Annotated in this window: 11 protein-coding genes; 2 read left to right on the top strand and 9 right to left on the bottom strand. The window is 68.0% G+C overall.

Annotation, left to right across the window (positions count from 1 at the left end; all coding sequences use genetic code 11):
- Positions 1-21: 21 nt before the first annotated feature.
- The 9 genes from BLV60_RS29475 to BLV60_RS29435 all read right to left on the bottom strand — a co-directional run bounded on the left by BLV60_RS29475 (position 22) and on the right by BLV60_RS29435 (position 10,394).
- Complete coding sequence (locus tag BLV60_RS29475) at positions 22-441, bottom strand: acyl-CoA thioesterase (RefSeq protein ID WP_093058890.1); 420 nt, start codon at positions 439-441, stop codon at positions 22-24.
- Entirely contained in the window at positions 441-1,742 is a 1,302-nt protein-coding gene (locus BLV60_RS29470) for a TRAP transporter large permease (RefSeq protein WP_093058852.1), read from the bottom strand. Before BLV60_RS29470 ends, BLV60_RS29475 begins: the two co-directional genes overlap by 1 nt.
- Complete coding sequence (locus tag BLV60_RS29465) at positions 1,739-2,263, bottom strand: TRAP transporter small permease (protein WP_256216979.1); 525 nt, start codon at positions 2,261-2,263, stop codon at positions 1,739-1,741. Before BLV60_RS29465 ends, BLV60_RS29470 begins: the two co-directional genes overlap by 4 nt.
- Positions 2,264-2,266: 3 nt before the next feature.
- Entirely contained in the window at positions 2,267-3,349 is a 1,083-nt protein-coding gene (locus BLV60_RS29460) for a TRAP transporter substrate-binding protein (protein ID WP_256216980.1), read from the bottom strand.
- A 48-nt stretch (positions 3,350-3,397) separates the two neighbouring features.
- Positions 3,398-4,639, bottom strand: a complete 1,242-nt coding sequence (locus BLV60_RS29455) for an alpha-hydroxy acid oxidase (protein WP_093058850.1) — start codon at positions 4,637-4,639, stop codon at positions 3,398-3,400.
- Between the two features lie 17 nt (positions 4,640-4,656).
- Positions 4,657-6,273, bottom strand: a complete 1,617-nt coding sequence (locus BLV60_RS29450; RefSeq protein WP_093058849.1) for an indolepyruvate oxidoreductase subunit beta family protein — start codon at positions 6,271-6,273, stop codon at positions 4,657-4,659.
- 11 nt (positions 6,274-6,284) lie between these two features.
- Positions 6,285-8,444 carry a thiamine pyrophosphate-dependent enzyme gene (locus BLV60_RS29445; protein WP_093058848.1) on the bottom strand — a complete coding sequence of 720 codons (2,160 nt, stop codon included), beginning with the start codon at positions 8,442-8,444 and terminating at the stop codon, positions 6,285-6,287.
- A gap of 94 nt (positions 8,445-8,538) precedes the next feature.
- Positions 8,539-9,150, bottom strand: a complete 612-nt coding sequence (locus tag BLV60_RS29440; RefSeq protein ID WP_093058847.1) for a c-type cytochrome — start codon at positions 9,148-9,150, stop codon at positions 8,539-8,541.
- A 29-nt stretch (positions 9,151-9,179) separates the two neighbouring features.
- Positions 9,180-10,394 carry a PQQ-dependent sugar dehydrogenase gene (locus tag BLV60_RS29435; protein ID WP_218132256.1) on the bottom strand — a complete coding sequence of 405 codons (1,215 nt, stop codon included), beginning with the start codon at positions 10,392-10,394 and terminating at the stop codon, positions 9,180-9,182.
- A gap of 122 nt (positions 10,395-10,516) precedes the next feature.
- Here BLV60_RS29435 and BLV60_RS29430 point away from each other — a divergent pair, with 122 nt between their 5' ends.
- On the top strand, positions 10,517-11,422 hold the full coding sequence (locus BLV60_RS29430; protein ID WP_371127415.1) for a LysR family transcriptional regulator: 906 nt from the start codon (positions 10,517-10,519) through the stop codon (positions 11,420-11,422).
- 121 nt (positions 11,423-11,543) lie between these two features.
- Positions 11,544-12,323, top strand: coding sequence for a sulfite exporter TauE/SafE family protein (locus tag BLV60_RS29425; RefSeq protein WP_093058845.1), 780 nt, complete (start codon positions 11,544-11,546; stop codon positions 12,321-12,323).
- The last annotated feature ends 126 nt before the right edge of the window (positions 12,324-12,449 follow it).

Here is a 12,449-nt window from a genome sequence, read left to right as displayed (position 1 = left end):
AACCGGCGGCGCTGGCCGGCGCTATGCGCAGAGTGCGCGAATGTCCGGCGGAATCGGTACCGCGCGGATGCCGCCGCCCTCGCGTTTCGCGGCGAAAATCCGCACCTCTTCGCATTCAAGGATCAGGTCTTCGCCGCGCGTCACGCGGTAGGTCTGCACGAAACTCTTGTCGCGCCACTCGGTGATGCGCACCGCAATCTGCAGCGTGTCCCCATAGCTCGCGGCCTTCACGAAGCGCGTGTGCGTGTCGACCAGCGGCGTGCCGATCACGCCCATCGTCTGGGCCGTTTCTTCCCAGCGCGGCACGCCGCACTCGGCAAAGAAGTGCCGCGATGCCGCATCGATCCAGCGGAAGAAGTTGGGAAACCAGACGATGCCGGCGGGGTCGCAATCGCCGAATTCGACGCGTGCGGTGTAGACGATTTCTTTGATGCTGCTCATCAGCCCATTCTCGTCGGCAGCCACAGGGCAATGATGGGGAAGGCGATCAGGATCACCAGCCGCACGATGTCGGTCACGATGAACGGCAGCACGCCCTTGAAGATGGTGGTGAAGCTCACGTCCTTCACCACGCTCTTGATGACGAACACGTTCATCCCCACCGGTGGATGGATGAGCCCCAGCTCCACCGTCATCACGATGATCACGCCGAACCAGATGGGGTCGAAGCCCAGGTGCACGATCACCGGGTAGATGATGGGCACGGTCAGGATGATCATCGCCATCGCATCCATCAGGCAGCCCAGCACCAGGTACATGAGCATGATGAGCGCGAGCACGCCGTAGCGGCCGATGCCCAGGCCGGTGAGAAATTCGGTGAGCTTCTGCGGGCTTTGCGTAATGGTGAGGAAGTAGCCGAACAGCAGCGCGCCGATCAGCACCGTGAACACCGCCGCAGCCGTGCGCGTGGCCGACAGCAGTGCCTCGCGGATCTTCGGGCCGTCGAGCTTGCGCCGCACCAGCCCGAGGATGAACGCGCCGCTCGCGCCCACGCCGCCCGCCTCTGTCGGCGTGAAGAAGCCGCCGTAGAGCCCGCCGATGACGAACACGAACAGCACCAGCGGCGCCCACACGTTCTTCAAATCCTTCAGGCGCTCCGACCACGGCTTGATCTCGCCGCCGGGCAGCCAGTCGGGCCGCAGTTTCACGATGATCGCGATGGTCAGCACGTACATGGCCATCGCGAGGATGCCGGGCACGATGCCCGCCATGAAGAGCTTGCCGATGTCCTGCTGCGTGAGGATGGCGTACACCGCCAGCACGGTCGAGGGCGGCAAGATCGCGCCCAGCGTGCCGCCCGCGGCAATCACGCCGGTGGAAAACGACTGCGGATAGTTGAAGCGCCGCATCTCCGGATACGCCACCGCCGAGAACGTGGCGGCCGTGGCTACCGACGAGCCGCAGATTGCCGCGAAGCCGCCGCACGCCACCACGGTGGCCACGCCGAGCCCGCCGCGCAGGTGGCCGATCATCGAGTTCGCGGCCTTGAAGAGCTCACGGCTCACGCCCGACACCGACACCAGCGCACCCATCAGCATGAACATGGGGATCACGCCGAAGGTGTAGTCGGTCACGGTGCGCATGGAGGTCTGGCCCACCAGCTTCAGCGCGGGACCGGGCCCGACGAGGTAGCTGTAGCCCACCACGCCGACCAGCCCCATCGCCATGCCGACCGGCACGCGCAACAACATCAAAACGAAGAGGGCGACGAAGCCCAGGATGGCAACTGCATCGGGGCTCATTCATCAGCCTTCTGTTCGGGGTGGATTTCTTCGAGCTGCTCGGGATGGAAGATCAGCCTGTAGGTGCGGATGGCGATCAGCAGCACCGCGCACACGTCGCCGGCCCAGGCCACCGCGTAGAAGGGCCAGGTCGGAATGTTGAGGTCGTAGGTCTGCACGTTGTCGACGTAGGTGCCGCGCACCTTGTCGAACAGCATGGCGGTCTGCACCGCCACCACGAACAGCAGCACCAGCGTGGCGAACACGTCGATCACGCGCTTCATGCGCGGGCCCGCAGCCGTCCACACGAGGTCGACCGTGATGTGGCCGCCGCGGTAGCTGGTGGCCGCGATGCCCCAGAAGATCAGGATGCCCAGCAGCATGCGGCCGAAATCGTATGCGTCGGGTATCGAGGTGTCGAAGAACTTGCGCAGCACCACGGCCACGAAGATGTTGAGCGCGACGATCCCCACGAAGATGGCGGCAAGCCATTCGATCGTGTTGATCGCGCGGTCCATATAGCTGGCGGACCGTGTAGCCATCGCTCAGAGCGCCGATTTGTATTTGACGAGGCTGGCCTTCAGTGCATCCATGATGGCCTTCGGGTCTTCACCCACCTTCTTCACGCTCTCGGCCCACTGCGCCTCCGAAGGCGCTGCCGCCTTGCGCCATGCATCGAGCTGCTCGGGCGTGAGCTTGTAGATCTCATGCCCCGACAGCGCCGCCATCTTGGCGTGCCCCGCAAACTCGAAGTCGGCCCACGGGCCGGCCACCTTCTGCGCCCATTCGCTGGTGCAGTGGTCGTCGATCACCTTCTTCTGCGCGGTGGACATGGCGTCGTACTTGCCCTTGTTCATCACCCACACGAAGGGCGTGACGTAGAGCGGTGCGTCCATGTGGTACTTCACCACCTTGTCGATGCCGAACAGGCCGATCGATCCCCACGGGAAGGTGATGGCGTCGGCCACGCCGCGCTCCAGCATGTCGCGCGACTCGGGCGCCGAGGCCTGCACGTTGGTGCCGCCCAGCGACGTGATGAGCTGGCCCACGGTGCTGGTGGCCGGGCGCACCTTCATGCCCTTGACGTCGGTGGGCACCGTGATCTTCTTGCGCGAGTGGAAGGTGCCCGGGTCATGCACGAACGCGAAGCAGTACTTCACGTCCTTCATTTCCTTGGCCGCGTAGTTGCGATACCAGGCGTCGATGGCAGCCGAGCCCTCCTTGCCGTTGGCGAACAGGAAGGGCAGCGACGCGCCCGCCATCACCGGGAAGCGCCCCGGTTGGTAGCCGGGGTTCACGTACGAGAAGTCGGCGATGCCGTCGCGCGCCATGTCGTAGTGGTCGAAGGCCTTGCCGAGCTGTTCCGACGGAAACAGGATGGCGGTGATGGTGCCGCCCGATTCCTTCTTGATGTCGTCGGCCCAGGCCTGCAGCGCGGGGTTGAGCGGGTGCTGCGCGGGCACCCAGCTCGACAGCTTGAGCTGCACGGGCTTGTCCTGCGCCTGCACGGCGGGCGTGCCCGCGACGAGCGCGGCGCAGGCTGCGAGCAGGGCAAGGGGCTGGATGCGGCGAGCGACGCGTTGCGGGCGTGGTTTGCCGAGGCGGCGGGGGCGGTGCGTGGTTTGCATGGTCTCCTTCGTTATGGGTAGCGTGTGAAATCGTCGGGTCCGGTGAGCCTAGGCAGGCGCGCGTGCGGGGTAAATGGAGGGTTTCCCGCGCGTGCTTTCCGGAGTTCGTTGTGTGGAGCCGTTCTGTTCGTCGAGCGAACGCGGCGTGGGCCGGTCGACATGGCGCGGCCCGAGCTCGCGTGCATGCGCGGCGCCGAGCAGCGTCATCGTGCGTTCGGTCTCCTGCGCGAGCAGTTGCAGCACCGACAGCGCGCCTCGCTCGCCGTCGCAGGCCAGTCCGTAGATGGGCGGGCGGCCGACGAGGACCGCACGCGCGCCCAGTGCGAGCGCCTTCACGACATCGCTTCCACGCCGGATGCCTCCATCCATGAGCACGGGGATGCGCCCGCCGACTGCATCGGCGATGGCGGGCAGCGCCGCGATGCTGGCCGGTGCCGCATCGAGCTGGCGTCCACCGTGGTTCGAGACCACGATGCCGTCCGCGCCATGCCGCACCGCGCGCCGCGCGTCTTCCGCGCCGAGCAGGCCCTTGACGAGCAGCGGGCCGTCCCAGAGCTTGCGCAGCCACGCGAGGCTTTCCCATGTCAGCGTGCGGTCCATGGTGCGCGAGAGCAGCGCGGCCTGCGTCTGCGCTGAGACCGGTGCGTCGTCGTCATCTGGCAGCAGATTCGCGAACTGCGGCATGCCACCGCGCGCCAGGCGCAGCAGCCATGCGGGGTGCCGCGCCATGTCGAACACCGTGCCGGGCGTGAGGCGCATCGGCACGCGGAAGCCGTGCCGCAGGTCGCGTTCGCGCAAGCCGCCGACGGGCACATCCACCGTGAGCACCAGCGCCTCGAAGTTGGCTGCGCGCGCGCGGCGCACGATGCGCTCGGCGATGGCGCGCTCGCCCATCACATAGAGCTGCATCCACAGCGTGGCGTCGGGGGCGGCGGTGCGCACGTCCTCGATGCGGGTGTTCGATGCGGTCGAGAGGATGAAGGGCACGCGCGCGGCCTGCGCGGCGCTGGCCAGCAGGGCATCGGCGCGCGGGCGCACAAGGCCGGCCAGCCCGATGGGCGCGACCGCGAAAGGCGCACGCCAGCGTCGGTCGAAGAGTTCGATACCGATGTCCATCGCATGCGTGTCGCGCAGGCACTCCGGAATCAGCGGCAGTGCTTCGAGCGCATCGCGGTTGCGCCGCAGGCAGCGTTCGTCCTCCGCGCCGCCGTCGACATAGTCGAACACCAGGCGCGGCAGCACGCGCCGTGCGCGGCGGCGGTAGTCCTCGACGTTGAGCAGCTGCGTCATCGTGGGCGCCTTCCGTCTCAGGCGCCGCCGGTCGGCTTGCGCTTCATCCAGCGGATGGGCTGGGCCTTGATGGGGCGTGCGGGCGCGCCATGTTCGACCAGTGCGGCATCGAGCGCCTTGCCCGCGTCGTCAGCCAGTGCGGCCGTGCGCGCGGCGGCCACGGCCAGCGCGCGATCGGCCGGCGCCACGCCGGGCTGTGCGGCGAGGTGGTCGGTCACGTGCAGCAGGTTGTCCTTGCCGCGTTCGTTGGTGCTGCCGTAGCCCTTGATGAGCCGCCCGCACAGCGCGAGTTCGTGGCCCAGCGTCCAGGCTTCGCGCGTGCCGGCTTCCACGGCGGCGAGCCAGCGTTCGATGAGCGCCTGTTCCTCGGCGAAGCGGCTGCCGCGGCGGCGCAGCCAGCGCAGCGAGGCCAGCAGCCGCAGCGAGGCCATGCCGAACACCGAATGACTGCCCACCTTCAGCGGCAGCGCCCACGGCGCGAGGCCGCGCGCCTGCCGGCCCCGGTCCCATGCCGTCACGCGGCGCGAGAGCGAAGGAGGCAGCAGCGCCGCGAACTCGGCGGCACCTGGCTTGAAGTGGTCGTAGACCTTCACGATGTCTTCATCGCCGGCCCGCACCTCCTGCCGCACCCGCTGTGCGCGGCTCGCGCGGCCCTTGAGCGCGGCCACGCGCACGATGTCGTCGAAGGCCATCCACAGCGCGAGCCAGCGCGCGGCCTCGCGGGTGATGGCAAAGCCATGTGCACCGGCCGGATCGGCGGCGCGCTCTGCGTCCAGCACGCGGCCCAGGCGTTCGGCATAGAGCGCGGCGTAGGCGGCGTCCTGGTAGTCGAGCACGCGGGCGTGGCCGAGCGTGAGCATGTCGTGCACGGCCGGCGGAAAGCGCCGCGCGAGGTCGGCGGGCAGGGCGCTGGCTGGCGGTGGTGCGTCGCTCGTGTCTCCGGCCAGCACGCTGCTGACGAAGGCGGCCTGTGCGCGCGGGGCGCTCACCGCGTCGAAGGCTGCCGCGAAGCCCCGCAGGCTGGCGGCGGCCATCTTGCCGAGCTTGTCCGGCGCGCTCGTGTCGCCGCCGCGCACAACGTGCTCGTAGGCCTCGCGCGGGAACGGAAGCAGCCCGCTGCCCGCGATGGCGCCGAGCATCACCGCGCTGACCACCGTGCCGCTGTCGCGCGCGATGGCGTTCATGTCGAACACATGGTGCTCGCGGCTGAAGGCCTTCACCACGTCGAGAAGTCGTTGCGCGTCGGTGCGGCCATCACCGGGCTCCATGCGCTCGGCCGTCGTGAAGATGCGAGCCGACGAACTGATGACCAGCGTGCGCAGCGGCGCGCTCATGCCGTTGCCGATCTGCCGCGCGGTTTCCAGCAGCTCCGACGAGACGATCGCGTCGAGCGCGCCCGGCACCGGGCTCAGGCTGAACACGGGGCGCTTGCCGCCGAGCTGCGCGAGCGGCACCGGGAACACTTCGAGGTAGTAGGTGGTGGCGCCCGTGCGCTGTGCCACGCCGGGAATCGACGTGCTCTGCGCCGCGTAGCCGGCGTGGCGTGCGATGTCGACCAGCCATTCGGTCAGCACGCCGCCGCCTTCGCCGCCGAGGGCGCAGACGAGCAGGGTGAGGGGGCGGTTCTGTTCCATGCCTTCGCTCCTCACGCCGGTTGCAGCGCGCGAACGACCGCACCGCGCAGCCCGTGCAGCAGTCGCTCATGCCACTTCGGGTTCTGCACCACCTCGGCCCGGTAGAAGCTCGGGCACAGCGTGGCCGCATGCGCATTCGCGCCGCACAGCCCGCAGCCCACGCAGCCGTCGATCACGGTGGCGACAGGGTCCACCTTCAGCGGATCGGGGTTGTCCTTGAGCGTGAGCGTCGGGCAGCCCGACAGGCGGATGCAGGCGTGGTCGCCGTTGCACACGTCCTCGTCGACGCCGTACTTCACGCGCACCACGCGCTCGCCCTTCTTCAGCAACCCGGCAATCCACGGCTTGATGCGGCGCTGGCGCTCCAGCTGGCATTCGCCCTCGGCGATCACCACCTTCAGGCCGTTGAAATCGCTGGTGAGCGCCTCGGTCAGCGTCTTGCGCATGCGCTCCACGTCGTAGGTGGTGACGGTGCGCATCCACTTCACGCCCAGGCCCTTGAGCGTGTCTTCTATGGTCTGGTTCTTGTCGACCAGGCTCTGCTGCTTGTCGACGGCGCGCTCCTTGATCTCGTCGTCGGGCGTCGAGATGATGTCCTGCGTGCCGGTGGCCGAGGTGTAGCCGTTCTTGAAGATCAGCAGCACCGCGTCGTCGCCGTTGAACAGCGCGCTCTGCACGCCCGTGAGCAGGCCGTTGTGCCAGAAGCCGCCGTCGCCCATTATCGACAGCGTGCGGCGGTTCATCATCGGCGCCACGCCCGCGCGGCTCGCCAGGCTCATGCCGTAGCCCAGGATCGAGTGGCCCATCGAGAAGGGCTCGAAGGTGCCGAAGGCGTGGCAGCCGATGTCAGCCGCGATGTGCACCGGGCCGGTCTGCTGCTGCGCGAGCTTCAACGCCGAGAACACGGGTCGTTCGGGGCAGCCGATGCAGAAGCTCGGCGGCCGGTTGGGCAGCGGCGCGCTCAGGCTGCGCGCAACGGCTTCGCGGCGCTCGCGGTTGCCGGCCAGCCAGGCCTGCGCCGAAGACGAGGCTTCGCTTGCCTCGATGTACTTCGCGGCAAAGGTGCCGATGCCGCCCGAGAGCACCTCGACGCCGTACTCGCCCGCCGACGGCAGCATGTCCTTGCCGTGCAGCGGCGTCTGGATGTCGCGCCGGCGCAGCAGGGTGGCGATGTCCTGCTCGATGTACTCGGGCTGGCCTTCTTCCACCACAAGCACCGCGCGCTTGCCTACGCAGAAGTCGGCGACTTGTTCAGGTACCAGCGGGTAGGTGACGTTGAGCACGAGGATCGGGATGTCCGTCTCGCCGAAGGCATCGGCCAGCCCCTGCTGTTGCAGGCTGCGGATCAGTGCGTTGTAGAGCCCGCCCTGCACAACGATGCCAAGGTCGGCGTGGCGCCGGCCCGGTATCAGTTCGTTGAGGCCGTGCTCGACGATGTAGCGCCGCGCTGCCGGAATGCGCTCGTCGCCCTTGAGCTTCTCGTGCCGGAAGGTGACGGGTGGATGTGCGAGCCGCATGTAGTCGAAGCCCGCCGGCTCCGTCATCAGCGCGCGGGTCGAAATGGCGGGCGCCATGTTGTCCTTGCATTCGAAGCTGCCGCGCACATGGCAGGTGCGGATGCGCAGCTCCATCAGGCAGGGCATGTTCGAGCTTTCGGAGAGGCGGAAGCCTTCTTCCACCATGCGCACCATCACGCCGAGGTCGGGCCGCGGGTCGAGCAGGCACATGCTCGACTTGAGCGCGTAGGCATGCGTGCGCTCCTGGATCACGCTGGCGCCTTCGCCGTAGTCCTCGCCCACCACGATCAGCACGCCGCCGGTCACGCCCGGCGAGGACAGGTTCGACAGCGCATCGGCCGCCACGTTGGTGCCGACGATGGACTTCCACGTGACCGCGCCGCGCAGCGGGTAGTGAATGGACGCGCCGAGCATTGCCGCGGCCGAGGCCTCGTTGGAGCAGGCCTCCACGTGCACGCCCAGCTCATCCATGTAGGCCTTGCCCTGGACCATCACGTCGAGCAGGTGCGACACCGGCGCGCCCTGGTAGCCGCCGACGTAGGCCACGCCCGATTGCAACAGGCCCTTGGTGATCGCGAGGATGCCCTCGCCGTGAAAGGTGTCGCCTGCGCCGAGGCGCAGCATTTCCACTTCCTTGCTGAATGAGACTTCCAAGAGATTCGGCTCCGATGTTCGTTGGGGGGGAGGGTTCGGGGTGCGCAGTGCCGGCACCGTGCATCCGCCGGTGCTGCACGCCGGAAGAGGGCGTTTATTTGGGAGGCGGCTTGGGCGCCGCGCCGGGAAAGCGCGCCACGTAGTAGGCGAGGGTGTCCAGGTCTTCCGGTGGAACGCGGCCCACCGCTTCGCCCATGGCCTGCGTGTAGCCCGGGCGCTTGCCGGTGCGGAAGCCTTGCAGGGACAGTTGCAGATAGTCCTCGTGCTGCTGTGCGATGCGCGGCACCTGCTGGCCGCCGCTCAGGTCGGCGCCGTGGCAGAGCAGGCAGCGATGTTCCTGCGCCAGCACCTGGCCGCGCGCCATGCGCGCCGCGTCGGCCGGCGCGGCAGGCGGCGGGGGAGGCACCGCGGGCAGGGTGGCGATGAAATCGGAGAAGCCGCGCAGGTCCTCGTCCTTCATGGTCTTCGCCACCGCCGTCATCGCGGGGTTGTCGCGCCGGCCTTCACGGAAGAGATACAGCTGCGTGATCGCATAGAACGAATGCTGCCCCGCGAGCACCGGCGTGCCTGCCATGTCGCTGCGGCCATTGGCGCCGTGGCACGAGGCGCAGAGCTCGGCGTAGCGCTGGGCGTAGCCGCCCTTTGTCGCCTGCGTGCCCTGTGCACCGGCCGACGATGCTGCCGCCGCCATGATCATTGCCGCCATCGCGTGTCGAAAGAGAAGGCCCGCTGGTGTCATCGGCCGCCGTAGCTGATGCGGTAGATAGCGCCGGCGTGGTCGTCGCTCACGAGCATCGAGCCGTCCTCCAGCACCAGGAAGTCCACCGGCCGGCCGAGGTAGGTGTTGTTCTCGACGAAGCCGGTCATGAAGGGCTCGACCTTCGCGCCGCCTTTGCCGTCCGGCCAGGCGACCGCGATGTCGGCGTACTTGACGGTGCGGTTCCACGGGCCGTGGCGTGCGATGAACATGGCGCCGCGGTACTTGGCCGGGAACATCTTTCCCTTGTAGAAGGTGAGGCCCAGCGCGGCGGCGTGCGGGCCGAGCAGCGCGGCGGGCTTCACGTAGTCGTTGCAGCTCTTGCCCCAGCCGAATTCGGAGTCGGCGATGTTGCCCTGGTGGCAGTACGGGTAGCCGAAGTGCTGGTCGGGCCTGGTCACCACGTTCAGCTCGTCGTTCGGCAGGTCTTCGCTGAGCCAGTCGCGGCCGTTGTCGGTGAACCAGAGGTTGCCGGTCTTGGGATCGAAGTCGAAGCCCACGGTGTTGCGCACGCCGCGCGCCACGGTCTCGATGCCGCTGCCGTCGGGGTTCATGCGGAAGATGCGCGCGTGTGCGTCGTCGGGCTCGCACAGGTTGCAGGGCGCGCCGACCGCGTAGTAGAGCTTGTCGTCGTGCATGCGCAGGTAGCGCCAGCTGTGGTCCTGCCCGCCGGGCAGCTTGTCGTTGAGAACCACGGGCGTGCCGGGGTTGTCCAGCTTGTCCTCGATGCCGTCGTAGCGAACGATCTGCTTGTGGGTCGCGAGGTAGAGCGCTCCTTTGTAGAACTCGATGCCGGTGGCGAACTCGGTCTTGTCGATGATGGTCCTGGGCTTGCGGTCGCCCTTCTCGGCAATTGCATAGACCTTGTTGCCCACGAAGAGCGTGCTCACGAACACAGTGCCCTTGGCGCCCTGGCGCAGCTCGCGCGCGTCGAGCACGCCCGAGGCCCAGGTCTCGACCTTGAAGCCGGGCGGCAGCTTGAACTTGGCCGTGGGCAACTGGTCGGCCGCGGTCGGAATCGGGAAGGAGGGCACCGGCGCCATGCGCGTGGCGGCTTCGTTCTTCGGCCTGCCCTTGGCCCAGCCCGGCTCTTCGGTGGGCGGCTGCTGGGCCCATGCGGTAACGGCTGCGCAGAGAAGGGCGGCGAGCGCCGCATGCGCGCGGAACGCGCCGAATGCACGAATCGGGGCCATGTCTTGTCTCCTTCTTGTCGTGGGGCTGTCCGGTCGCGGGGGCGATCCGGAAAGCGCCCGCCAGTGTGCGTGGCGCTGCTGCAGCGTTCAATAAAATAATCGAGCTAAGTAATATGAACGGCATGCATATGGAAACGCTCGACCTCAACCTGCTGCGGCTGTTCGACGCGGTCTACCGCGAGCGCAACGTGAGCCGCGCCGCCGAATCGCTGGGCCTCACGCAGCCGGCAGCCAGCCACGGCCTGGGCCGCCTGCGGCTGCTGCTTGCCGATGCGCTCTTCACCCGCGCCCCCGGCGGCGTGGCGCCAACGCCGCGCGCCGACCGGCTGGCGGTGGCCGTGCAGGCGGCGCTGAGCGTGCTGGAAGAAGCGCTACACGAGTCCGACCACTTCGAGCCGCTGGTGTCGCGCAAGACCTTCCGCATTCACATGAGCGACATCGGCGAGGGGCGCTTCCTGCCGGCGCTGATGGCGCGACTGCGCGAGTTGTCGCCTGGGGTGAGGGTCGAGACCATGCCGCTGGCGCCGGGCGACATCGCCACCGGCCTCGACGGCGGCAAGGTCGATTTCGCCTTCGGCTTCCTGCCGCGCGTGAAGGACACCCAGAGCACGCAGCTGCTGAAGGACCGCTACATCGTGCTGCTGCGAAAGGATCATCCCTTCGTGAAGCGGCGGCGCAGCGGGCAGGCGTTGCTCGAGGCCCTGCAGGAACTCGAGTACGTGGCGGTGCGTACGCATGCCGACACGCTGCGCATCCTGCAGCTGCTGAACCTCGAAGACCGGCTGCGGCTGACTACCGAGCACTTCATGGTGCTGCCGGCGATCGTGCGTGCTACCGATCTGGCGGTGGTGATGCCGCGCAACATTGCGCGCGGCTTTGCTGAGGAGGGGGGGTATGCCATCGTCGAGCCGCCGTTTCCGCTGCGCGACTTCACGGTGTCGCTGCACTGGAGCAAGCGCTTCGAGGCCGATCCGGGGAACCGGTGGCTCAGGCAGGTCATCGTCGAGCTGTTCTCGGAGAAGCCGTGAATTCGTGAGTTGGCGCGCGGTTATTCTTGGGTGGCCGCCGCCTCTGCGCCTCCCGTTGCCCTGATTGCTTTCGAATGTTCGTTTTGCTTCCCCTTTCCCCCGCACTCTGAAGACGCAGCCGGTGCAAGAAGTTCTTTCCCAGGCCGGCCCCGTGCTGGTCTTCATGGCCTGCGTGGCGCTCGCCACCTATGCGCAGAACCTGACCGGTTTTGCATTCAGCCTCATCCTGCTCGGGCTGGTGTCGGTGTTCCATATCGCCAGCGTGAGCGACACCGCCAACGCCGCCACGGTGCTGAGCCTGATCAATGCGTGGACGTATTTCCGCGCCCGGCCCGGCGTGGTGCCCTGGCAGCTGATGAAGCCGGCGCTCAATGGCAGCACGGTAGGCGTGATCGTGGGCCTGATGCTGCTCACATGGCTCAGTGGCGGGGCGGTCAACTGGCTGCGCGGGCTGCTGGGCGTGTCGATCCTGGGCTGCGCCGTGCTGCTGGTGCTGCAGGGCAAGCCGCTGCCGGTGGTGTCGGGGCGCACGAGCTTTGCCGTCATCGGCGGGTTGTCCGGTGTGCTGGGCGGGCTGTTCTCGAGCTCGGGGCCGCCCATCGTCTTCCATATGTACCGCCAGCCGCTGGATCGCGAGCTGGTGCGCCGCGCGCTGCTGCTGATGTTCGCGTTCAACTCGCTCGTGCGGCTGGTGATCGTGGTGCCGACGGGCCACTTCTCGTGGCATGCGGCGCTGCTCGCCGGGTGCGCGATGCCGGTGGTCTACGGGGTGACGCGTGTGCACCACCGGTTGCCGAACAAGCTGCGGCCGCGTACGCTGAAGTGGCTGGTCGGCGGCTTGCTCGCGGCGGCGGGCTCGACGCTGATCGCCTCCGCGTGGGTGGCCATCGCGCACGGCTGACCACCGCCTGGGCCACGGCACTGCCCGGTGTGTGGCCCGGTAATTGCAGAGCATGCGCAAGGGTTTCCCCGTACGTGGCATACCGACCCCCACATACGCGTTATGGGCCCCTCCGTATGCACGACG

Origin of the sequence: Variovorax sp. YR634 (assembly GCF_900106655.1) — a bacterium.
Lineage (GTDB): Bacteria > Pseudomonadota > Gammaproteobacteria > Burkholderiales > Burkholderiaceae_C > Variovorax.
Note: the sequence above shows the minus strand (reverse complement) of the source record. Positions and strands in the feature narration are given on the sequence as shown.

Excerpts from the sequence above, each read along its gene's own strand:
- BLV60_RS29475 (WP_093058890.1), bottom strand. The coding sequence starts at position 441 with ATGAGCAGCATCAAAGAAATCGTCTACACCGCACGCGTCGAATTCGGC.
- BLV60_RS29470 (WP_093058852.1), bottom strand. The coding sequence starts at position 1,742 with ATGAGCCCCGATGCAGTTGCCATCCTGGGCTTCGTCGCCCTCTTCGTT.
- BLV60_RS29465 (WP_256216979.1), bottom strand. The coding sequence starts at position 2,263 with ATGGCTACACGGTCCGCCAGCTATATGGACCGCGCGATCAACACGATC.
- BLV60_RS29460 (WP_256216980.1), bottom strand. The coding sequence starts at position 3,349 with ATGCAAACCACGCACCGCCCCCGCCGCCTCGGCAAACCACGCCCGCAA.
- BLV60_RS29455 (WP_093058850.1), bottom strand. The coding sequence starts at position 4,639 with ATGACGCAGCTGCTCAACGTCGAGGACTACCGCCGCCGCGCACGGCGC.
- BLV60_RS29450 (WP_093058849.1), bottom strand. The coding sequence starts at position 6,273 with ATGGAACAGAACCGCCCCCTCACCCTGCTCGTCTGCGCCCTCGGCGGC.
- BLV60_RS29440 (WP_093058847.1), bottom strand. The coding sequence starts at position 9,150 with ATGGCGGCAATGATCATGGCGGCGGCAGCATCGTCGGCCGGTGCACAG.
- BLV60_RS29435 (WP_218132256.1), bottom strand. The coding sequence starts at position 10,394 with ATGGCCCCGATTCGTGCATTCGGCGCGTTCCGCGCGCATGCGGCGCTC.
- BLV60_RS29430 (WP_371127415.1), top strand. The coding sequence starts at position 10,517 with ATGCATATGGAAACGCTCGACCTCAACCTGCTGCGGCTGTTCGACGCG.